This window comes from Minwuia sp. (assembly GCF_048007105.1).
In the GTDB taxonomy this organism is placed as follows: Bacteria; Pseudomonadota; Alphaproteobacteria; order Minwuiales; family Minwuiaceae; genus Minwuia.
Genome location: NZ_CP180352.1, coordinates 1,098,823 through 1,121,049 on the forward strand (window position 1 = coordinate 1,098,823; position 22,227 = coordinate 1,121,049).

20 protein-coding genes are annotated in these 22,227 nt (G+C 67.1%); 12 read left to right on the top strand and 8 right to left on the bottom strand.

Annotated elements, in window-relative coordinates:
* Positions 1-138 precede the first annotated feature (138 nt).
* Together ACMVY4_RS05180 and ACMVY4_RS05185 are read left to right on the top strand one after the other, a co-directional pair.
* Entirely contained in the window at positions 139-1,779 is a 1,641-nt protein-coding gene (locus ACMVY4_RS05180) for a hydantoinase B/oxoprolinase family protein (protein ID WP_416900255.1), read from the top strand.
* Positions 1,776-3,809, top strand: a complete 2,034-nt coding sequence (locus ACMVY4_RS05185) for a hydantoinase/oxoprolinase family protein (protein WP_416899121.1) — start codon at positions 1,776-1,778, stop codon at positions 3,807-3,809. Before ACMVY4_RS05180 ends, ACMVY4_RS05185 begins: the two co-directional genes overlap by 4 nt.
* 6 nt (positions 3,810-3,815) lie before the next feature.
* Here the strand turns inward: ACMVY4_RS05185 and ACMVY4_RS05190 are convergent, their stop codons facing one another.
* From ACMVY4_RS05190 to ACMVY4_RS05210, 5 genes are all read right to left on the bottom strand, one after another.
* Positions 3,816-4,175, bottom strand: coding sequence for a VOC family protein (locus ACMVY4_RS05190; protein WP_416899122.1), 360 nt, complete (start codon positions 4,173-4,175; stop codon positions 3,816-3,818).
* A 90-nt stretch (positions 4,176-4,265) separates the two neighbouring features.
* Positions 4,266-5,345 carry a branched-chain amino acid ABC transporter permease gene (locus tag ACMVY4_RS05195; protein WP_416899123.1) on the bottom strand — a complete coding sequence of 360 codons (1,080 nt, stop codon included), beginning with the start codon at positions 5,343-5,345 and terminating at the stop codon, positions 4,266-4,268.
* 1 nt (position 5,346) lies between these two features.
* The gene (locus tag ACMVY4_RS05200; RefSeq protein WP_416899124.1) at positions 5,347-6,264 is read right to left on the bottom strand and encodes a branched-chain amino acid ABC transporter permease; all 918 of its coding nucleotides are present in this window, start codon (positions 6,262-6,264) and stop codon (positions 5,347-5,349) included.
* Between the two features lie 7 nt (positions 6,265-6,271).
* Positions 6,272-7,000 carry an ABC transporter ATP-binding protein gene (locus ACMVY4_RS05205; RefSeq protein WP_416899125.1) on the bottom strand — a complete coding sequence of 243 codons (729 nt, stop codon included), beginning with the start codon at positions 6,998-7,000 and terminating at the stop codon, positions 6,272-6,274.
* Positions 7,001-7,004: 4 nt separating this feature from the next.
* The gene (locus ACMVY4_RS05210) at positions 7,005-7,742 is read right to left on the bottom strand and encodes an ABC transporter ATP-binding protein (RefSeq protein WP_416899126.1); all 738 of its coding nucleotides are present in this window, start codon (positions 7,740-7,742) and stop codon (positions 7,005-7,007) included.
* A gap of 378 nt (positions 7,743-8,120) precedes the next feature.
* On the opposite strand from ACMVY4_RS05210, the gene ACMVY4_RS05215 reads away from it, so the two are divergent.
* The 3 genes from ACMVY4_RS05215 (at position 8,121) to ACMVY4_RS05225 (ending at position 11,971) form a co-directional block, all read left to right on the top strand.
* On the top strand, positions 8,121-9,332 hold the full coding sequence (locus tag ACMVY4_RS05215; protein ID WP_416899127.1) for an ABC transporter substrate-binding protein: 1,212 nt from the start codon (positions 8,121-8,123) through the stop codon (positions 9,330-9,332).
* A gap of 82 nt (positions 9,333-9,414) precedes the next feature.
* Positions 9,415-10,170 (top strand): SDR family NAD(P)-dependent oxidoreductase, encoded by a 756-nt coding sequence (locus ACMVY4_RS05220; protein WP_416899128.1) that lies wholly within the window; start codon positions 9,415-9,417, stop codon positions 10,168-10,170.
* A 31-nt stretch (positions 10,171-10,201) separates the two neighbouring features.
* Positions 10,202-11,971, top strand: a complete 1,770-nt coding sequence (locus tag ACMVY4_RS05225) for a hydantoinase B/oxoprolinase family protein (RefSeq protein ID WP_416899129.1) — start codon at positions 10,202-10,204, stop codon at positions 11,969-11,971.
* Here ACMVY4_RS05225 and ACMVY4_RS05230 read toward each other — a convergent pair.
* Entirely contained in the window at positions 11,968-12,867 is a 900-nt protein-coding gene (locus ACMVY4_RS05230) for a DMT family transporter (protein ID WP_416899130.1), read from the bottom strand. The two genes, ACMVY4_RS05225 and ACMVY4_RS05230, sit on opposite strands and share 4 nt — an antisense overlap.
* A 95-nt stretch (positions 12,868-12,962) precedes the next feature.
* Between ACMVY4_RS05230 and ACMVY4_RS05235 the strand changes: the two genes are divergently transcribed.
* The 3 genes from ACMVY4_RS05235 (at position 12,963) to ACMVY4_RS05245 (ending at position 16,034) form a co-directional block, all read left to right on the top strand.
* On the top strand, positions 12,963-15,035 hold the full coding sequence (locus tag ACMVY4_RS05235) for a hydantoinase/oxoprolinase family protein (protein ID WP_416899131.1): 2,073 nt from the start codon (positions 12,963-12,965) through the stop codon (positions 15,033-15,035).
* Positions 15,036-15,148: 113 nt separating this feature from the next.
* Positions 15,149-15,577 (top strand): nuclear transport factor 2 family protein, encoded by a 429-nt coding sequence (locus ACMVY4_RS05240; protein WP_416899132.1) that lies wholly within the window; start codon positions 15,149-15,151, stop codon positions 15,575-15,577.
* Between the two features lie 7 nt (positions 15,578-15,584).
* On the top strand, positions 15,585-16,034 hold the full coding sequence (locus ACMVY4_RS05245) for a nuclear transport factor 2 family protein (RefSeq protein ID WP_416899133.1): 450 nt from the start codon (positions 15,585-15,587) through the stop codon (positions 16,032-16,034).
* Here ACMVY4_RS05245 and ACMVY4_RS05250 read toward each other — a convergent pair.
* Entirely contained in the window at positions 16,027-17,004 is a 978-nt protein-coding gene (locus tag ACMVY4_RS05250) for a helix-turn-helix domain-containing protein (RefSeq protein ID WP_416900256.1), read from the bottom strand. The two genes, ACMVY4_RS05245 and ACMVY4_RS05250, sit on opposite strands and share 8 nt — an antisense overlap.
* Before the next feature lie 211 nt (positions 17,005-17,215).
* On the opposite strand from ACMVY4_RS05250, the gene ACMVY4_RS05255 reads away from it, so the two are divergent.
* The 4 genes from ACMVY4_RS05255 to ACMVY4_RS05270 are packed head-to-tail and all read left to right on the top strand — an operon-like array spanning position 17,216 to position 20,496.
* Complete coding sequence (locus tag ACMVY4_RS05255; RefSeq protein WP_416899134.1) at positions 17,216-17,692, top strand: nuclear transport factor 2 family protein; 477 nt, start codon at positions 17,216-17,218, stop codon at positions 17,690-17,692.
* A gap of 5 nt (positions 17,693-17,697) precedes the next feature.
* The gene (locus tag ACMVY4_RS05260) at positions 17,698-18,873 is read left to right on the top strand and encodes an NADH:flavin oxidoreductase/NADH oxidase (protein ID WP_416899135.1); all 1,176 of its coding nucleotides are present in this window, start codon (positions 17,698-17,700) and stop codon (positions 18,871-18,873) included.
* 11 nt (positions 18,874-18,884) lie between these two features.
* Positions 18,885-19,094, top strand: a complete 210-nt coding sequence (locus ACMVY4_RS05265) for a hypothetical protein (RefSeq protein ID WP_416899136.1) — start codon at positions 18,885-18,887, stop codon at positions 19,092-19,094.
* Complete coding sequence (locus tag ACMVY4_RS05270) at positions 19,087-20,496, top strand: amidase (RefSeq protein WP_416899137.1); 1,410 nt, start codon at positions 19,087-19,089, stop codon at positions 20,494-20,496. The genes ACMVY4_RS05265 and ACMVY4_RS05270 overlap by 8 nt, the downstream gene beginning before the upstream one ends.
* A gap of 173 nt (positions 20,497-20,669) precedes the next feature.
* Here ACMVY4_RS05270 and ACMVY4_RS05275 read toward each other — a convergent pair whose 3' ends face one another.
* A complete protein-coding gene (locus ACMVY4_RS05275) occupies positions 20,670-22,214 on the bottom strand; it encodes an acyl-CoA synthetase (RefSeq protein WP_416899138.1) in 1,545 nt (514 codons plus the stop codon).
* Positions 22,215-22,227: the final 13 nt, after the last annotated feature.

A 22,227-nucleotide genomic window follows, 5' to 3' on the forward strand; every position in this document is an offset into this window, starting at 1 on the left:
CAGGTGCGAAGAGACGTGAACGGCAATGCGGTTCCGTCCAAGGAATTGGGCCGCTCCACGAAAGCCCGCACGATTGACTTGGCTGCCGGCGGTCCCGAGGCTTGGACACCCGAAATCGAGGAGGCCGCGTTGGATCCTGTGACGCTGGAAATCGTCCACGGCAAGCTGCTTGCCACGGTGGACGAGATGGGCGCCGTGCTGGCCCGGACCAGCATGAGTCCGGTGATCTACGAGGTGCTCGACTTCGCCTGCGGCATCTGCGACCCGAAGGGCGACCTGATCGCCCAGGCCAACGGGCTGACGCTGTTCACCGGCACCTTCGCCGCCCAGGTCCGCTTCATCATCGAGAAGCACGGCGAGCGTATGCAGCCGGGCGACGCCTTCATCACCAACGATCCGTTTCACGGCGGCACCCACTGCTGCGACATGGCGGTGGTGAAGCCGCTGTTCCACGACGGCGTGCGCGTCGGCTTCGCCATCTCGGTGGCGCACTGGCTGGACGTCGGCGGGGCTGTGGCCGGCAGTCTCCCCGCGGATGCGACCGAGGTCTTCCAGGAGGGGCTGAGGCTGCCGGGCATCCGGCTCTGCCGCGACGGCGAACTGCTGGAGGATGTACGCGACGTGATCGCCGCCAATTCCAGGCTGCCGAAGATGGCGCTGGGCGATCTGAACGCGGAACTGGCCGCGGTGAACATCGCCGCGGCGCGGATCGGGGAACTGTGCGGGCGCTACGGCGCGGACGGTCTGGCCGAGGCCTTCGGGCACATTCTGGAGACCGGAGAGCGCGAAGCGCGGGCGGCGCTGGCTGCGCTGCCAGACGGCATCTACGAGGCCGAGGACTTCATCGACGGCGACGGCCGGACCGAGGACCGCATCCCGATCCAGGTCAGCGTCCGGATCGAGGGCGAGCGGCTGACCGCCGATTTCACCGGGTCGTCCGCCGCCCGGCCCGGACCGATCAACTGCACCACCGGCGCGCTGCAATCGGCGGTGAAGTCGGTGTTCAAGGCGCTGGTCGGCCCGCACGCACCCTCCAACGAGGGCTGGTTCCGGCCGGTGGACATCACCGTGCCCGAGGGCACGGTCTTCAGCGCCGTGAGCCCGTCGCCCATCGGCTGGTACTACGAGGGTGCGGCGCAGGCCTCGGAACTGGTCTGGAAGGCCCTGGCGCCGGTCGCCCCGGAACGGTTCAGCGCCGGCAGCTACATGAGCCTCTGCGCCACCTATATCTGCGGCGAGGACCGCGACGGCGAGGCCTTCGTCCATATCGAGCCGCAGCATGGCGGCTGGGGCGCCACGCCCGAGCGGGACGGGGCCAGCGGTCTTATCGCGATCACGGACGGCGATACCTACAACCTCTCCGCCGAGCTTCTGGAGGCGAAATACCCGCTCCGGCTGGTGCGCTACGCCTTCAACACGGCGGAAGGGCCGGGCGCGGGGCGACATCGCGGCGGCTACGGTCTGGTGCGCGAATACGAGGTGCTGTCCGACAACGCCTTCACCTATGCCAGCCTCGGCCGGTCCGTGGAGCAGCCCTGGGGCGCGGATGGCGGCGCGCCCGGTAGCCGCAACTACATCGAGATCACCTCCGGCGGCAAGACGCGGCGGGTCGCGCGCATTCCTCATGCGGGTCTGAAGAAGGGCGACCGCGTCGCCATTGTCACCGGCGGCGGGGGTGGCTGGGGCGATCCGGCGGCGCGCGACCGGGCGGCCATCGAGGCCGATATCGCCGACGGGCTGATCGGCGCCGATGAAGCGCGGGCGGCCTACGGCGCGTGATCCGGCTCGCGACAGATGTTGGCGGCACCTTCACCGATCTGGTCGCCTGGGACGAGGCGGATGACCGGCTGATCGTGGCCAAGGACCTGACCACGCCGGCCGACCAGTCCGGCGGCGTGATGTCGACGCTGGCGCTGAGCGGGCTCGACGGCGCGTCCATCGGCGAGTTCGTCCATGGCGGCACCACGGTCATCAATGCCATCACCGAACGCAAGGGCGTGCGGACGGCGCTGGTGACCACCGAAGGCTTCCGCGACGTGCTCGAGATTGGCCGCGGCAACCGGCCCGACCTCTACAATCTGCAGTTCGAGCCGCCGCGCCCCTTCGTGCCGCGCCGCTGGCGCTTCGAGGTCCGGGAGCGGCTGGACGCGGATGGCCGGGTCGTCACGCACCTGGACGAGGCCGCGCTGGAGGCGGTCGCCGAAGCCTGCCGCCGCGACGGCATTGAGGCGGTCGCCGTCTGTTTCATGCACAGTTACCGCAATCCGGTGCATGAGCAGGCCTGCGGCAAGCGGCTCTCGGAGCTTCTGCCGGACGCCGCGATCACCCTGTCATCGGACCTGACCCGCGAGTGGCGGGAATACGAGCGTTCCAGCACCGCCGCGCTGAACGCCTATGTCCAGCCGATCATCCAGCGCTATTTCGACCGCCTCGAGGACCGGCTGCTGTCGGTATCGGTTGCCGCGCCGCTGCAGGCGATGCAGTCCAATGGCGGCACCACCAGCTTCGCCAGCGCCCGCGCCCATCCGCTGACCCTGGTCGAGAGCGGGCCGGCGGCGGGCGTCAACGGCGCTGTCGTCGTCGGCCGCGCGGCGGACCTGCCGGACCTGATCGCCTTCGATGTCGGCGGCACAACGGCCAAGTGCTCGCTGATCCGCGGCGGCATGGCGACGGTCCGGACCGACTACTGGATCGAGAAGACGCAGCATCATCCGGGCTATCCGGTGAAGGCGCCTGTCGTGGACATTGTCGAGGTCGGCGCGGGCGGCGGCTCCATCGCCCGCATCGACGCCGCCGGCCGGCTGAAGGTCGGGCCGCAGTCGGCGGGGGCCGATCCCGGCCCCGCCTGCTATGGCGTCGGCGGCACAGAGCCGACCGTCACCGACGCCATGCTGCTGACCGGCGTGCTGGACACCGGCAGGTTCTCGGACGGCCGCATCGCGCTGTCGCGTGAGAGGTCGGAGGCCGCCTACCGTCCGATCGCGGAGGCGTTGTCGATGGGCCTGACCGAAGCAGCCGCCTCGGCGGTGCGCATGGCCGAGGCCAACATGATCAATGCGCTGAAGCTGATCTCGGTCCAGCGCGGTCACGATCCGCGGGATTTCGCCATGCTGGCCTATGGCGGCGGCGGGCCGATGCACGCCGCGGCGCTGGGGCGCGAACTCGGCGTCAGGGAGATCGTCATCCCGCGCCATCCGGGCCTGTTCTCGGCCTGGGGCATGCTGGCGACGGCCCCGCGGCACGACCAGACCCGCACCGAACCGATGCCCGCGGAGACCACGGAAGCGGCGGCGCTCGAGGCCGTCTTCCGGCAGATGACGGCGGAAGCCGCCTCCTATTTCGGCGGCGACGGCGCGCTGTCCCACACCGCCCGGATCGAGCTCCGCTATCACGGGCAGGAGCACACGGTCTCGGTCGCGGTGGAGCCCGGATCGATCACGATGCCCGCGCTGATCGAGGCGTTTCACGAGGCGCACAGGCGCGCCTACACCTTCCGCCTCGAAGACACCCGGGTGGAGATCATTCACTTCCACCTGGCCAGTGAGCAGGTCCGCCGCCTGCCAGATCTGCAGCCCGTTAAAGGTGACGGACGTTCACGGGACGCCGCCTTGCTGGACCGCCGTCCGGTACATTTCGGCGATGACGGCACGCATGAGGCGGCGATCTGGGACCGTGAGAAACTGCCGCTGGAGACGGCGCTCGACGGTCCGGCCATCGTGCTGGAGGCGACGTCGACCACGCGGATCCTGCCCGGCCAGCGCTTCCGTCTGGACGGGCTGGGTCTGCTGCGGATTGCCGAGAGCGGCTGAGGCGTCCTACCGGGCGAGGTCGGAAGGTTCCCAGAGCTCGATCGGATTGCCTTCCGGATCGTGGATTCTGGCGAAGCGACCGACTTCCGAATCCCAGCCCGGGTCCGTTGTCACCTCGATGCCCTCGGCTTCGAGCTGCGCGATCATCCGGTCGAGATCGTCGACGCGGAAATTGATCATCCAGCGGCGGTCGGTGGGAAAATAGTCGGAGCGGTCCGGGAAGGGCACGAAGATGCAGGCGCCGGCCTCCTGCCGCCATGGCCCGCTGGACAGATCAATGCCCAGATGCGCCGCATACCAGTCCGAAAGCTTCGCCGGATCCTTCGCCCGGTAGAAGAAACCGCCGATACCCTGAACCTTTTCCATGGGATCCTCACGCGATCCGACCGGCCTTCTGCCGGCAGGTCGGGGGAGGATACACCGGCGCGCGTGAAAAGCGGAGCGCCGCGTTGGACGTCAGGACTGGCGGCGCGTCACCGTGGTCATCTGCACCTTGTGCTTCCACGGCCAGTAGATCTCGGCGTTCCGGGTCAGGCCGGTGGGCCGGAAGATCAGGATCAGCAGCAGTACAACGCCGAGGCCGACTTCCGCCGAACTCGCCGGCAGGCCGATCACCGTATCGCCGAACTTGAAGCCCTTCTCGAACGCGCGCAGGAACTCGATGATGAAGCTGAGCGCGATGGTGCCGATCACGGCCCCGGACAGGCTCTGCATGCCGCCGACGACCAGCATCGACAGCGTGATGAAGGTCAGGGGCAGGTAGAAGGTGTCGACCGTCAGCAGGCCGAGGAAGTGGCCGTAGAGCCCGCCCGCCATGCCGACGAAGAAGGCGCTGATGGAAAAGGAGATCACTCGCTCCAGCGTCACGTTCACGCCCGCCGCCTTGGCCGCAACCTCGTCCTCGCGGCTGGCCCGGAGCGCAAGGCCGAACTTGGATCTTGAGTAGAGGAAGGCGCCGATCATGGCCGCGATGGCGAACCAGAGCGCGACCCATGGCGTCGTCGTTACCGGAATGCCGACCAGCGAGCTCTGGCCCGCGGTCCAGGTGCTCCATTGCAGGTAGAAGGAATAGAAGCTCATGAACAGCGCGAAGGTGCCGATCGAGGCCGCGATGCCCGACAGGCGCATCAGCGCCAGTCCGGAGACAAAGGCGACGATCGAGGCCAGAACGCCGCCGACCACGGTCGCGAAGACCCACTCGTACCACGCTGTCGAGAGCTGGGCGGTCTGGATGAAACCGGGCAGGCCGGGGATGAAGATGTCCTTTGTCATCGGATCCATGGTCAGCCAGGCGGTCGCGTAGGCGCCGATCATCATGAAACCGATGTGGCCGAAGGAGATCAGGCCGGAATTGCCGACGAAGATGTAGAGTCCGACCACGACCGAAAGGCGGATCAGCGCCTCGGTCAGGGACTGGCTGACGATCCGGTCGCCCATGGCCTGGATGCCGCCGACGATGACCAGCAGCAGCACGACCAGTAGCAGAAGCGGCCAGATCTCGCGCAGGAACAGCGCGCCAGGGGTCTTCGGCTCCATGTCAGACGCGCTCCTTCGCGGCGCTGGACAACACCAGGCCCTGCGGCCGGACCAGCAGAATGACGATGACGATCGCGAACACGAACACGTCGCGGAAGACGCGGTATTCCGACGGCAGGAAGGTCTGCAGCAGGATCGACAGGAAGCCGACGGTGAATCCGCCGACCACTGCGCCCAGCAGGCTGCCCATGCCGCCGATGACCGTGGCAATGAAGGCGAACAGCATCAGCGGCACACCCATGCGGAAGTCCAGGATGCCGGTCTGCACGACGAACAGCATCGAGACCGCGGCGGCCAGCATGCCCGAGATCGCGACCGCCAGCATGATCACGCGGTTGGCCTCGACGCCCAGCATCCGCGCCATGCGGAAGTCCTCGGCGGCGGCGCGCATGTGGATGCCGTATTTCGTCCGCTTCAGGAACAGCACCAGCAGCGCCATCATCAGGACGGTCACGGAGATGATGATCAGCTGCAGCTGCGGCACCTGCACGCCTTCCATCAACTGCACGCCCTGGTTCAGGTCGGACCAGATGCCGACGGCCTTCGGCCAGCCGCCGTAGATCATGATGATGATGTTCTGGATGACGAAGCCCAGCGCGAAGGATCCGATCATCAGCGTGGCCGGCGAGGCATTGCGCAGTGGCCTGAAGACCGTGAACTCCGAAATCAGCGCCAGCACGATGACGATGCCGATGATGCAGGGGATCAGCAGGATCGGGTGAAAGTCGCCGATGAAAAGCGTCGCCTCGGTGGCCGCCGAGGGAATGATCAGCGCATAGGCGCCAACGGTGATGAAGTCGCCATGGGCGAAGTTGATGAGCTTCAGCACGCCGAACAGCAGGCCGATGCCCAGTGCCGCCAGCGCGTAGAAGCTGCCGAGGCTCAACCCGTCGACGATGACCTGGATCACGAACGCCATCAGATCATCACCTCGCCCTCGTGGTCTTCCTTGAAGCCGAAATAGGCCTTGTGGACCTCCTTGCCGTCCTGCAGGTCCGCGGCCTTCCCCCGAGCTGGATGGCGCCGTTCCGGAGCACATAGAGCGTGTCCGCCGCCTTCAGCGCGCGCTCGGAGCTCTGTTCGACGATCAGCAGCGTCAGGCCCTGCTTCTCGCGCAGTTCGGTCACCACTTCGTAGACCCGGTCGACGATCTTCGGCGCCAGACCGAGCGACGGTTCGTCGATGGTCATGAAGCGGGGATTGGTCATCAGCGCGCGGCCGATGGCCAGCATCTGCTGCTCGCCGCCGGACAGCTTGCCGGCCGGCTGGTTGCGGCGCTCGCCGAGGATCGGGAAGGTCTCGAAGATCCGGTTCATGTCCTTGCGGATCGCGCCCTTGTCCTTGCGGACCGCGGCGCCGACCTGAAGGTTCTCCTCGACCGACAGCGAGGTGAAGATGTGCCGGCCCTCGGGCACCTGGGAGATACCCATGCGGGCGACATCCTCGGCGCGCATGCCGTTCACCGTCTGGCCGTCGAAGGTGATGGTGCCTTCGGTCGGCTGCAGCACGCTGGAGATCGACAGCAGCGTGGTCGACTTGCCGGCGCCGTTGGGGCCGACGATGCAGGCGATCTCGCCTTCCTTCACCGAGATGGAGACGCCGCGCAGCGCCACCAGGCGGCCGTACTGGACATGAAGATCGGTGACCTCGAGCATGCGGTTATCCCTTGCCCAGATAGGCTTCGATCACCGCGGGGTTGTTCTGAACCTCCTGCGGCTTGCCGCGCGCGATGGTCTTGCCGGAATCGAGCACATGGATGCGCTCGCTGATGCCCATCACCACCCGCATGTTGTGTTCGATCAGCACGACGCCGCAGCCGAAACGGTCGCGGACCTGCTGCACCAGACCCATCAGGTCGTCGCACTCCAGGTCCGACATGCCGGCGGCCGGTTCGTCGAGAAGGATGAACTTGGGCGACTGGATCAGGGCGCGGGCGATGCCCACGCGGCGCTCGTCCGTATAGGGCAGGGCGCCGGCCAGAACGTTGGCGCGGTCGGCGAGGCCGATCCAGTCCAGCAGTTCCATGGCTTCCTTGTGCGCTGCAATGCGGGTCAGGCCCATGCCGACGCCGGCGACCTCGACATTCTCGACGACGCTCATCTCGCGGAACAGCCGCCCGGCCTGGAAGGTGCGGGCGACGCCGCGGCGTCGCAGGTCGTGGGGCTTGACCTCATTGACGGACTCGCCGTCCAGCTTCACGCGGCCCTCTGTCGGGGCCTGGAAGCCGGTCATGACATTGACAAGCGTGGTCTTGCCGGCGCCGTTCGGGCCGATCAGACCGAGGATCTCGCCCGAGACCAGGGCCTCGTCCACGGAATCGATGGCTGTCAGGCCCTGAAAACGGACTGTGACGCCAACGACTTCGAGCGTTGAACCGGAATCCTTCGCGGGCTGCACCCTGTCCCCTCTGGCCCCTGAAAATTAACCACTGGCGCAACCGTGTGCGCTGGGCGGAGGTTAGACAGCTTGTCGGAAAGCGACAAGTAGTAAGCAGTGGTCAACGCATGTGCAGCATAGACGTAACCTGTTGATATTGCTTGTAAGAATAACGGCCGGAAGTGGCTTTCGGAGCCGTTTCGTGCGCAAACTGTGGGTCTTTTGGGCGCTTCGGTCCAAGCCCGGAGGGGGTCCGGACGGTTGTCAGGTCCATGATTTGCCGTAGCATATTTGCCAGCGCGACGGGCACTGCGCGGCCAGGGCCGGCGGCGGTTGCCGTTCCGGAACCCGGCGGATCAGCGAACGGGTTCGCGTAACTGACAGGAGGCTTCAAGTCCTATGAGAAAACTAGCAACTTCCGCATTTGCGGGTCTGGCGGCTCTCGGCCTGGCCACGACGTCGGCGGTAGCCGAAGACGAAGTGGTCATCGGCTTCGCCGCTTCCTATTCCGGCTGGATGCAGGCGTACAGCCAGCCGTCGACCAATGCGGCGCTGATCGCCATCGACGACATCAACGCCAAGGGCGGACTGCTCGGCAAGCAGATCAAGGCGGTCATGGCCGACGCCAAGACCGACCGTGTCGAAGGCGCCAAGGCCGGCCAGCAGGTGCTGAACGAAGGCGCCGAGATGGTTGCGGTCGACTGCGACTACGACTTCGGCGCGCCGGCGGCGCTGGCGGCCAAGAACGCCAACAAGGTCGCCATCTTCCTGTGCGCTGAAAGCGTGCTGGCCGGTATCCAGGGCGTCGGCAAGAATGCCTTCTCGTCCTCGATCCTCGCGGCCGTGCAGGGCGCGACCATCGCCGAGTGGGGCATGAAGACCAAGGGCTGGAAGACGGCCTACATCCTTCTCGACACCACCATCGAGTACAACAAGGGCATCTGCTACGGCTTTGACTGGATGTGGCGCGAGAAGCTGGGCCTGGAGATCCTCGGTCACGACGTCTACCTGAACAACGACGCCTCGATCGCGGCCCAGATCACCCGCATCAAGAACCTGCCGACCGAGCCGGACATCATCATGAACTGCTCCTACGTGCCGGGCGGCGCTTCGGCGCTCCGTCAGATCCGCGCGGCGGGCATCAATTCGGCCCTGGCCGGCGGCTCCTCGATGAGCGGCACCTACTGGCTCGACTCCGTGCCAGGCCTGACCGGCCACTACGTGCCGGAGCAGGCGTCGATCTACGGCGACGATCCGCGTCCCGAGGTCGAGGAGTTCAACAAGAAGTACGAAGCCCGCTTCGGCGAGCGTCCGAACAGCCAGTACACCTACCCGGGTTACCTGGTGGTCGAGATGTGGGCCCGCGCCGTGGAGCGTGCCGGCACCTTCGACACCGACGCGGTCGTGGCCGAGATGGAGAAGTTCAAGGACGAGCCCTTCCTGATCGGTACCCGGACCTTCACGCCGACGCTGCATCATCAGAACTACGGCCCGTACCTGATCGTGGAAACCACCGACGGCAAGCCTGCCGTGGCGGACAGCTACACGATCTCCGAGCCCGTCCCGATGGATGTGCTGTTCGGCAAGCGCTACACCTACATCGCGCGCTGATCGGTCGGTCTTGCTGACAGTCGGGGGCCCCGTTCCGGTGATCCGGGGCGGGGCCTTCGGCGTCTCTGGGGGAGACGGAACTGTGAAACTCAAGGGACGTGTGGCGCTGGTCACCGGTGGCAGCCAGGGCATCGGCGCCGAGATCGCACTGGCGCTTGCGGCCGAAGGCGCGGCGGTCGCCATCGTCAACCGCAGCAACCGCGAGACCGCGGCCGGCATCGTCGACCGCATCCGCACCGCGGGCGGCAATGCCGCCGCCTTCCAGTGCGACATCGCCAGCGTGGCCGCGATCCGGCGGCTCTGGGAGGATGTCGGCGCCGCGCTGGGGCCGGTCGATATCCTGATCAACAATGCCGGTGTCTTCATGCCGCGGCCGATCGAGGAGGTCGACGAGGCCAACTGGAACCAGCAGATCGACGTCAATCTGAAGAGCGCCTTCTTCCTGTCGCAGGCCGCGGTGCCCCACATGAAGGCGCAGGGCTGGGGCAAGATCGTCATGGTCAGCTCGATCGCCGGCATCGGCGGTTTTCCGCAGTCCGCCGCCTATTGCGCCTCGAAGGGCGGCATGAACAACCTCACCAAGTCGCTCTGCCTGGAACTGGCCGAGCACGGCATCAACGTCAACGCCATCGCGCCCGGCAACATCGTCACGCCGATGAACGCCGACCTGCGCGCCGATCCGGACTGGGCCGCGAAGATGCGGGAGCGGACGCCGTCGGGCGACGATTTCCTGCCGGCGAAGGACATGGCAGGCGCCGTCGTCTTCCTTTCTTCCGATGACGCCAAGTCAGTGCACGGCGTGATCCTACCGGTCGATGGCGGATGGCGTGCATGGTGAACGCATGGGAAGCAGGAAGGGAGCGGGGCCGATGAACGTGAAAGCCGGTGGCAAGCAGATCGATGGCGTTCAGCTCGCCATTCTGAACAACCGCCTCGAGGGCGTCGCGCGCAAGATGGCGAACACGCTGCTGCGCACCGGCCGCTCGGGCGTGCTCAACATCGCCCGCGACTTCTCCTGCTGCATCATCACTGCGGACGACCAGCTGCTGGCGACGGCGGAAAGCCTGCCGATCCACGTGCTCAGCGGCCCGGACCTGATGGCGCGCTCGATCAAGGAGTTTCACCCGGATCTGAAGAAGGGCGACGCCTTCCTGCACAACTCGCCCTATCACGGCTGCTCGCATCCGGCCGACCACACACTGATCGTCCCCGTGATCGACGACGAGGGCACGCATCATTTCACCGTTCTCGCCAAGGCCCATCAGGCAGACTGCGGCAACTCCGAGCCGACGACCTACATGGGCAACGCCAAGGACGTCTACAACGAGGGCGCGCTGATCTTCCCGGGCGTGAAGGTCCAGGAGAACTACAGGAACAACGAGGACATCGTCCGGATGTGCATGATGCGCATCCGCGTGCCCGAACAGTGGTGGGGCGACTATCTCGCCATGATCGGCGCGGCCCGGATCGGCGAGCGCGAACTGCTGGCGCTGGCCGAGGAGGTCGGCTGGGACACGCTGCACGACTTCACCGGACAGTGGTTCGACTACACCGAAAGCCGCATGGTCAACGCCATCGGCAAGCTGCCGAGCGGCTCGACGACATGGACCAGCCGCCACGATCCCGTACCCGGCACGCCGGAAGACGGCATTCCGATCAACGTCTCCGTCAATGTCGACCGGGAGGCTGCGAAGATCACCGTCGACCTGACCGACAACATGGACGCGCTGCCCTGCGGGCTGAACCTGTCGGAGGCCTGCGCACGGACCGCGGCGATGATCGGGGTGTTCAACTCCATCGATCCGACCGTGCCGAAGAATGCCGGCGCCTTCCGCCGTCTCGACATCAAGCTGAAGAAGAACGCCATCTGCGGCATTCCCGAACACCCGACCAGCTGCTCGGTCGCCACGACCAACGTTGCCGACCGGGTCGCCAATTCGGTGCAGGCCGCGATCGCCGAACTGGAGGAAGGTTTCGGAATGGCCGAATCCGGCGCCATCCTGCCGGCATCGGTCGGCGTCGTCTCCGGCTACGATCCGGTGACGAAGGAGCGCTATGTGAACCAGCTCTTCCTCGCCATGACCGGCGGTGCCGGGGCGCCGTCCACGGATGCCTGGATCACGCTCGGCCATGTCGGCAATGCCGGGCTCTGCTATCAGGACAGCATCGAACTGGACGAGATGCGCCAGCCATTGCTGGTCCGCACGCGCCGTTTCATCACCGACTCGGAAGGCGCGGGCAAGCAGAAGGGCGGGCCGGGCATGCTGGTCGAGTTCGGCCCGACACGGGGCGACATGGAAGTCGCCTTCGTCTCCGACGGCACCTACAACCCGGCGCAGGGCGTGCGCGGCGGCGGCCTGGGCGGCAACGCCTTCCAGGGCATTCGCAAGGCGACGGGCGGCGAAGTGACCCCGACGGAGAACTCCACCGTGGTCACGCTGAAGACGGGCGAGACCATCGTCTCCCACTGCTGCGGCGGCGGCGGTTACGGCGCACCGGCCAAGCGCGACCCCGAACTGGTGCGCCGCGACGTGCGCGAGGGCTGGGTCAGCGCGGATCGGGCGCGCGAGGTCTACCGCGTCGCGCTGGATGCGAACGGGCGCGTCGATGCCCAGGCGACGGCTGCGCTGAGGGCCTAGGGCGCCGGATCGCGACCCCGATGACGCAGTTCCGAGATCAGAACGCCCGTCGCCATGAGGGCCAGCGCCACCAGCGCGTAGACCGATGGCAGTTCGGCGAAGAAGACGAAAGCCCAGCCGAGGGCCGCGACCACGGCCAGATAGTTGAACTGGGCGAAGAAGGTCGGGCCGAAGCGCCGCACGATCTCGGCGAACAGCACGATGAAGACGCCGTTCACGGCCGCCGATCCAAGGGTCGGAACGAGCAGACCGGCGCTGGCGGGCACGTAGAACTGGCCGAAGATCAGCATCAGCGGAAACAGCGAGATTGCCGCGCCGAGCAGGAAACCGCTGCCCATGACCACCGAGGTGGTCTCGGGCGGGCGCAGCAGGGCGGCGGAAACGTTGGCGATGGCCAGCATGAACGGCACGATCAGCGCCAGCATGAACCAGCTGACCGAATCCTCGCCGGGCAGGGCGCTGTCGGGCGCCAGCACGACCGCGACACCGCCGAAGCCGAGCGCGATACCGATGACGCCGTAGATCGACATGCGGTCGAGGCGGAAGACGGTGCTGACCAGGTAGGTGAAGATCGGCGAGAGCGCGAGCACCAGCGGCAGGATGCCCTTGGGCAGGTGCGGCCCGGCCAGGGTCAGCAGCGCCATGGGCAGGCCGAAACCGAAGGCGCCGACCATCACGTAGGCCCTGAAGAAGGTCCAGCGGAAGCTGACCGTGCGGCCGCGCGCCAGCGCAACGGCGAACAGCGCCACGCCGCCCGTGAAGACCTGCCAGAAGGCGTGACCGAAGAAGGTCGCGCCGGCCTCCGTGGCCAGCGCGTTGAACGGGAACACCAGCCCGTAGATCAGCGCTGCCGCAATCAGCATCGAAATGGGCGTTACGCCCAGCGTCTTTTCCATCGCCATCCCCTCCCGGGCGGTTTCGGCGGGAATCCTACAGCCGCGGCGCAGAGAGCCGCGTTGGACCAATGCGTACAACTTGAGGGATGCGGATAATGCGTTTTGCGGTCGATACCGGTGGCACCTTCACGGACCTGCTGGTCGAGCAGTCGGACGGCCGGCTGAACATGTTCAAGGCGGCGACCACGCCCGACGATCCGATACGGGGCGTGATCGACAGCCTGCAGGTCGCGGCCGATCATTTCCAGCGCCCGCTGGCGGATCTGCTGGAAGAGGGCACGCTGTTCATCCACGGCACCACGCGCGCCATCAACGCCATCATCACCGGCGCGACGGCGAAGACCGCCTTCCTGACCACGGCGGGGCATCCGGACATCCTGGTGCTGCGCGAGGGCGGCCGGTCGGACGTGTTCAACTTCACCGTCCCCTATCCGGATCCCTACGTGCCGCGCTCGCTCACCTTCGAGATCGACGAGCGGATCGGCGCCGATGGCAGCGTGCTGACCGAGCTGAACGAGGCGCAGGTGATCGAGACCATCGGCAAGCTGAAGGCGGCTGGCGTCGAGGCCGTCGCGGTCTGCCTGCTCTGGTCGATCGTGAACGGAAAGCACGAGGCACGCATCGGCGAATTGCTGGAAGAGCATCTGCCGGGCGTCCCCTACACGCTCTCCAACCGCCTTAACCCGTCGCTGCGCGAATATCGCCGGGCCTCCTCGACCGCCATCGACGCCTCGCTGAAGCCGCTGATGGGCGCCTACATGCGCAACCTGCAGGGCCGTCTGAGCGAGGCGGGCTTCGGCGGGCGCGTGCTGATCGTGACCTCGGGCGCCGGTGTGATCGACGCCGCCGACGCGGCCGAGATGCCGGTCCATCTGATCAATTCGGGACCGTCCATGGCGCCGGTTGCCGGGCGGCACTTCGCCGATGTGGATGCGAAGGCCGAGACCGCCATCGTCGCCGACACCGGCGGCACGACCTACGACCTCAGCCTTGTGCGGCGCGGGCGGATTCCGTGGACCCGCGAAACCTGGGTGGGCGGCGAGTATCGCGGCCACATGACGGGCTTCCCCTCGGTCGATGTGCGCTCCATCGGCGCCGGCGGCGGCTCCATCGCCTGGGTGGACGATGGCGGGCTGCTGCATGTCGGGCCGCAATCGGCACAGGCCGTGCCCGGTCCGGCGGCCTACGGCCAGGGCGGCCAGGAGCCGACGCTGACCGACGCCTGCGTGACGCTGGGCTATGTCGATCCGGACTACTTCCTGGGCGGCGCGATGCGCCTCGACCGGGAGGCGGCGAAACGCGCCATCGAAAAGAAGGTGAGTTCCCGGCTCGGCATTTCCGTCGAGGACGCGGCCATCGCCATCGTGCAGGTCGCGACCGAGAACATGGTGCAGGCGATCATGGACATCACCGTCAACCAGGGCATCGACCCGGCGAAGGCGGTGCTGATCGGCGGCGGCGGCGCGGCGGGGCTGAATTCCGAGCGGATCGGCCAGCGGCTGAACTGCCCGATGGTCCTGATCCCGGATGTGGGCGCGGGCCTTTCGGCCGCCGGCGCGTTGATGTCGGAACTGATCTCCGACGCGCGGGCGACCCACTACACCACCACCGACAAGTTCGACATCGAGGGCGTCAACGCGGTGCTGGCCGAGCTGAAGGCGCAGTGCGAGGCCTTCGCCGAAGGCCCGGGCGAGGGGGCGACCGAGACCACCATCGGCTTCACCGCCGAGGCGCGCTATCCCAGCCAGGTCTGGGAGATCGAGGTCCCGCTGCGCGGCGACAGCTTCGCCTCCGAGGCGGATGTCCGCAATCTGGTCGCCGACTTCCATGCCGCGCATGACGAGGTCTTCGCCATCAGCGACCCGGATTCCGAGGTCGAGATCATCGGCTGGTCCGCACGAGTGAGCTGCCGCCTGCGCAAGGGTCATCTGTCCAGCCTGTCCGACCAGTCGGCGGGCACCGGCAATGCCGCCCGCCGCTTCGCCTATTTCAAGGATGCAGGCTGGACCGACGCGGCGATCCACAGCTTCGACGAACTGACCGCCGGCGACGAGATCGACGGCCCCGCCATCGTCGAGAGCAGCTTCACCACCGTCGTGGTCGGCCCGGGCGCGAAGGTCAGCCGCAAGTCCTCGGGCAGCCTCGCCATCGTGCCGGCGGCAACCTGACCGCCGGTCCGCCAAGGGCGCGATACTGAAGACGTTCAGGCGCGATGTTCCTAAAGGCCTGACGCCGCCGGCCCTAGCCTCGTTCCGGAAACTAATCCGGAGGACGGGGCATCATGGCAGACGAAGCGACGGTGGAGAGCCTGACGGCAGTGTTCCAGGACTGGACCGATGCGCTGAACGGCGACATCGAGAAGTTCTGGACCTATTTCGACGAGGAATCGGAAACCCTGGACGAGGATTTCCCCTGGCGCATGACCAGGACGGAAATCATCGACCACATCGACTTTCACGCGAAGGGCGCCGGAGAGAGCCTCTGGGAGTTCTTCCAGTGGGTCCCGCGTGAGGTGAACGTGAAGGTGTTCGGCACGACCGGACACGTCAGCGGCTTCTCCACCTTCCGCGGCAAACCGCGCGACGCGGGCTTCCGGCAGCGTTTCATGGGTTTCACCCTGACCTGGTATCTCGGCGGCGACGGCTGGAAGCTGGTCTGCTGGCACCAGAGCGTGCTGCTGGGCCGCATCGTCGGCGCCTCGCCGAGCTGAGGCCGTCATGTCGGATATCGAGGAAATCGTCCATCTCAAGAACCTGTACTGGCACTACAACGATGTCGGCCTGCTGGGCGACCGGATCGCGCCGCTGTTCACCGAGGACGGGGTCTGGTCCAACGCCGAGCTGGGTCACTACGAAGGACGGGAGGCGATCCGCGACTTCTTCAACGGTGCGTCGGCAGTGCTGCCCTTCTGCGCCCATCTGGGCATGAACCCCGTGATCGCGGTGAATGGCGACACGGCGACGGGGATATGGCGCGCGATCCTGCTGGGCACGTTCGTCGAGGAGGGAGAACCGGTCGCGCGGCAGATCCTGATCGACTACCGCGACGACTATGTCCGCCAGGACGAGCGCTGGCTGATCCGGAAGCTGGACATCCTGTTCAATTTCAACGTGCCCGCCGGGACCTCCTGGGCAGGTCAGACGGTGATCCGGGAACAGATCAGTTGAGGGACTGACGCCGGTATTCGCTGGGCGTCATGCCGGTCTCTGCCCGGAAGACGCGGCTGAAATAGGCGGCGTCGACATAACCGACGCCGAAGCCGATTGCGCCGACGGAGAGATTGGCGCGCCCCGGGTCGGCGAGGTCGGCCCTGGCCGCCGCGATCCGGCGGCGGCGGATCAGGCCGGAGAGCGACTCGTCGCGCTCTGCCAGCAGCTTCTGGATGTAGCGCATCGAGAGTCCCAGTTCGCGGCTGATCTGCGCCGGTGACAGGGCCGGGTCCGCCAGATGGCGTTCGACGGCATTGAAGATACGGCTGCGGTGCGCCGCCCGGACCGGGCTCTCGGCGCTCAGATACGCGCCTTCCGGCGCCTCCAGAGACAGCGCCAGCAGATCGGTCAGCGTGCCGGCGAGGCGGGCGGCCGACGCCGCATCCAGTTCGGGCGCATTCCGGGCGAAGGACCGCGCCATGTCGGTGAAGAGCCGCACGGCCGGGCGCTCCGAGGACCAGTGCTGGCCAAGCAGATCGTCGATCGCGGGGATGCGCTCGCGCAGATAGGCGCCGTCGATCCGCAGTGAGATCAGCCGGTTCTCCGTCGGCTGTTCATAGGAATAGGGCTGGTAGGTCGAGATCACCGAAAAGTCGCCCGGCGCCAGCTCGGCTGGCGTGCCATGCCTCTGCGCCACAGCCAGCGGACGGTCATACGGAATGGGCAGAAAATAGAAGTCGCCGCCGGAGCGGGCCGTATGGGTGCGGCGGCGGACGCAGAGCATCGGGTCGCTGTGCACCTGCGCCACCCGGATCCGGCTGACGTCGAAGATGCCCACCCGGCCGGTGCGGAAGTCGCCGGTCAGGCTTTTCAGGTCCAGCGGGTAGTAGGTGTCGTTGATCGTGTCGGCCCAGGCCATGACCCGCTTGTGGTCCGGCTGATCGTTCACCTGGTACCATGAGATCGTGGATGAGGTGTCGGTACGCATCACCGGATCCTCCTGACTGCCGCCTGGCGACGCGCCAATTCTGGCGTCGCAACCGGAGTCAGGCAATGCCGCAGCCGTTCCGGCAACAGCAGAATGACCGCGGGGCGGGAGTCTTCATGCTTTGTGACGCGATTCTCCTAATCCGCCGGTCCGCGCGGTCCTACCATTCCGGGCATTGGGAAATCGCGGACGACGCAGGAGGAGAACCGCCATGAGTCTGACGCTGGAACAGCGCATCGACCGCCTGGAATCGACCGAGGCGATCAAGAAGCTGAAGCATGTCTACATGAACCACTGCGACCTAGGGTACCAGCCGGCGCATCTGGGCCCGCTCTTCACCGACGATGCTGTCTGGACCAGCGCGGTCTTCGGCCATCATGCGGGACGCAAGGCGATCGAGGACTTCTTCGGTGGCATCTCGGCCCAGATCGTCTTCGCGGCGCATCTGGCGATGAACTTCGTCATCGACGTGGACGGCGACGAGGCCACCGGTCTCTGGCGTATCCTGATGCCCTGCACGATGATGGAGGACGGCGAGAAGGTCAGCCGCTGGATCCTGGGCGACTATGACGAGCAATATGTCCGCGAGGACGGCGTCTGGAAGTTCCGCAAGATCGACTTCCTGGTGAACTTCAACGTCCCCTCGCTGGAAAGCTGGGCCGGGACCGAGACGGTGAGGGGCGCCTGACCGGGATGGCCCGCAACAAGCTATTCGATTCCTTCGAGATCCGCGGCCTGACGCTGAAGAACCGCGCCGTGGTCGCGCCCATGTGTCAGTACAGCGCGACCGAAGGCATGTTCGGCGACTGGCAGACCGTGCATCTCAGCCAGTTCGCGATGGGTGGCTTCGGCCTCGTCTTCACCGAGGCGACGGCCGTCGAGCGGCGCGGCCGCATCACCTGGGGCGACACGGGCCTCTGGTCGGACGCGCATATGGACGCCGCGCGGCCGGTGGTCGAGTCGGTAAAGGCGCGCGGCGCGGCCATCGGCATCCAGTTGGCCCATGCCGGCCGCAAGGCCTCGATCAGCCGGCCCTGGGAGGGCGACTGTCCGCTGTCGGAACGCGAGATCGCAAAGGGCGAGGTGCCCTGGGAGACCGTCGGCGCCAGCCCCGTGCCCTTCGACGAGGGCTGGATCGTCCCGCACGAGTTGACGAAGAGCGAGATCGCCGACCTGATCGGCGAATGGGTGGCGGCGGCGAAGCGGGCCGTGGCGGCGGGCTTCGACCTGATCGAGATCCATTCCGCCCATGGCTATCTCAGCCACAGCTTCTATTCGCCGATGTCGAACCGGCGCACCGACGAGTATGGCGGCAGCCGAGACAACCGGATGCGCTTCACGCTGGAACTGGTCGAGGCCGTTCGCGGGGCCATCCCGGACGCGATGCCGCTCTTCCTGCGGATCTCCTGCATCGACGGGAAGAAGGATGGCTGGGCCATCGGGGATTCCATCGAACTGGCGAAGCGGGCGAAGGCGCTGGGCGTCGACGTGGTCGACTGCTCCTCGGGCGGCATTTCGGGCTATGGAGAGAACACGCTGCCACCGGCGACGCCCGGCTATCAGGTGGGCCACGCTGCCGATATCCGCCGCGAGGCCGGCATCGCCACCCAGGCCGTGGGCCTGATCACCGCACCGGCGCAGGCGGAAAGCATTCTCCGCGCCGGCGCCGCCGATCTCGTCGCGCTGGCCCGCGAGGCCCTGAACGATCCATACTTTCCCCGTCATGCGGCCATCGCGCTGCAGGAGCCGAGCGCTTTCGCCGACATGCCGGTCCAGTACGGCCACTGGCTCGGCATGCGGCAGCGCGGAATGTTCGGCGGCCGCGCCGGCGACTCCGATACCGAAAACCAGAAGAAGGCCGCCAGCTGAGGAGCCGAACCATGGGACAACGCAGCCCGATCAGCGTCGGGACCATCTCCGCCGTCGCCGCCGAGAATGCGGGTCATCCGCTGGCGCCCGAACGCGCCGCCGCGCTGGCCGAGGCGCTGGAACCGGTGTTCCAGAACCTGGAGGCGCTACGGCGGCTGCCGATGAAGGACGCCGAACCCGCGACCGTCTTCCGCCCCGTCGAGGTGAAGCCCGATGACTGACCTGACCCTCTGCGACCTCGTCGAACTGTCGGACCTGATCGAGGCGAAGAAGGCGTCGCCCGTCGAGATCGCGCAGGCCTTCCTCGACCGCATCGAGGCCGAGAACGGCCATTACAACGCCTTCGTCACGATGACCGCCGAGGCCGCGCTGGAAACGGCGAAGGCCGCGGAAGCCGAGATTTCGGCTGGCAAGCGGCGCGGCGCGCTGCATGGCCTGCCCATCGGCCACAAGGATCTCTACGCCACGGCCGGGGTGCTGACGACGGGCGGCTCCAGGGTGCTGGCCGACAATGCCCCGGCCGAGGATTCGACCGTGGTGGCGCGGCTGGCCGAGGCCGGCATGGTCACGCTGGGCAAGCTGAACACGCATGAATTCGCCTACGGCCCGACCGGCGAGAACTCCAGCTTCGGACCGACGCGCAATCCCTGGGATACCGACCGCATCACCGGCGGATCGTCGAGCGGCTCCGGTGCGGTCGTCGCGGCGGGGCTCGCGCCCGTGGCGACGGGATCCGACACCGGCGGCTCGATCCGTATGCCCGCGGCCTGCTGCGGCGTGACCGGGCTGAAACCGACCTACGGGCGCGTGCCGAGGACCGGCATCCTGCCGCTCTGCTGGACGATGGACCATTCCGGGCCGCTGTCGCGGACGGCGAAGGATTCGGCGCTGATCCTGCAGGCGACCGCTGGCGCTGACGGCCGCGATGCGGCGGCGCCCGACCGGCCGGTCGACGACTATCTCTCCGGGATCGACGGCGGTGTGAAGGGCATGCGGATCGGCATCTGCCGCGAGTATTTCTACGATCTCGCCCAGACCCAGGTCACCGACGTGGTCGAGGCGGCGCTGAAGGAGCTGGAGAAGCTCGGCGCGGTGCTGGTCGAGGTCGAGATCCCGCATATCAGCCTGGCCGGCACGGCGGCCTTCCCGATCTACGCCGCCGAGGCCACGGCCTATCACGACGACACCATGGACGACCGCATCGACCTGTTCACCGATCAGGTCCGGGTCTTTCTGGAGATCGGCGATCAGGTGCTGGCCAAGGACTATCTGCACGCCCAGCGCTACCGCAGCATGCTGGGTCAGAGCATGGCCGAGGTGATGAAGGATGTGGACGTACTGGCGACGCCCGGCATCGCCATCACCGCAACGCCCATCGGCGATGTGAACGTCGCGATCAACGGCACCGAGGAGCCGATCTTCGGCGCCATCCTGCGCAACACCGAGCCCTTCGACCTGACCGGCCTGCCGGCGCTGGTGGTGCCCTGCGGCTTTGCTGCCGACGGGCTGCCGGTCAGCCTGCAGCTGGCCGGGCGCGCCTTCGATGAGGCGACCGTGCTCCGCGCCGGGCACGCCTTCCAGCAGGCCACCGACTGGCACACGAAGCGCCCGCCGCGGCCGTGACGGCCAGACAGACGGGCATTTCAGGATAGATGGTCATGCCCGCACTGCGCGGGCATCCGGTCGGCGTCTGCCACGCCATCGGCTCGACCCTGCCGCCGAAGGTCCGGACCCCCGAGTGGCTGCGCCATCGGGGGTGACCCGCTGCGGGAGGGTACGGCCGACCCTACTGCCGGTCAGATGCGCTTGCCGCTCTGCTGCCAGTAGGGCGCCTTGAGGTCGTTCTTGTTCAGCTTGCCGGTCGGCAGGCGGGGCAGTTCGTCCATGAAGTCGAAGGAGCGCGGCACCATGTAGCCGGCCAGGTTCGCCTTCGCGAAGGCCGCCAGTTCGGATGCGAGCGCGCCGCGGTCGGCGGCCGGGTCGGCAGGCTGCACGATGGCCTTCACCTCCTCGCCGAACTCGTCGTTCGGGACGCCGATGACCGCGACGTCGGTGACCTCCGGATGCACGATCAGCGCGTCCTCGATGATACGCGGATAGATGTTCACCCCGCCCGAGATGATCATGAAGGTCTTGCGGTCGGTCAGGTAGAGGAAGCCGTCCGTGTCGAGGTAGCCGACATCGCCCAGCGTGGTCCAGTTGGGGTGCACCGGGTGGCGGCTCTTGGCTGTCTTGTCGGGGTCGTTGTGATAGCGGAAGGGCTCGCCCTCCTGCTCGAAATAGATCAGCCCGCTTTCGCCCACCGGCAGTTCGCGCCCGTCATCGTCGCAGATATGCGGGATGTTCATGTTGGCGCGGCCGACCGAGCCGGGATGGGTCAGCCAGTCGGCGCTGTGGATCACCGTGCGGCCATTGCCCTCGGAGCCGCCGTAGTACTCGCTGATGATCGGCCCCCACCACTCGATCATCTGCTTCTTCACCTCGACCGGGCAGGGCGCGGCGGCGTGGACGGCCATCCGGTGACTGGACAGGTCGTATTTCGCGCGGATCTCCTCAGGCAGCTTCAACATGCGGACGAACATGGTCGGGACCCACTGGCTGCAGGTGACGCGGTAGCGCTCGATCAGCTGCAGCGCCCACTCCTCGTCGAAGCGGTCCATCAGCACCACGGTGCCGCCATTGCAGGTGACCCCCAGCGACCAGGCGAAGGGGGCGGCGTGATAGAGCGGCGCGGGGGAGAGATAGACGCTGTCGGCGTCGATGCCGAAATCGCGGACGCTGTAGCCGTGGCTGAAACCGTCGGAAACGTGCTGGTCCGGCAGCGGACGGACGATGCCCTTGGGCCGGCCGGTCGTGCCGGAGCTGTAGAGCATCATCTGACCCAACGGCTCATCGGCGAGCGGGGTTTCGGGGCTGCCAGCCAGCGCCGCGTCCAGATCCGGCAGACCGGCTTCCGCGCCGCCGATCGCTAGCCGGATGGCGCAGTCCGGCGCCTGCCCTTCGATGCCGTGCAGGATCTCGGCGAAGCGTGCCGAGGTGAACAGCGCCCTGGCGCTGCAGTCTTCCAGGATGTAGGCGACATCCTTCGCCAGCAGGTAGCGGTTGACTGGCGTGATGTAGAGCCCCGAACGCAGCGCCGCCCATGCGACCTCGTAGTAGCGCGGGGTGTTCTCCAGCAGGACCGCGATGCAGTCGCCCCGGCGCAGGCCCTTCGCATGCAGGTACTGCGCGACCCGGTTGGAGGCGCGGTCCAGCATGGCATAGGTCGTGACTGCGCCGGAGCGCGCGTCGATGATCGCCGGATGGTCCGGCCGGCTCTTGGCGTATTCGCCGGGATACATGCTGACCTCCCCG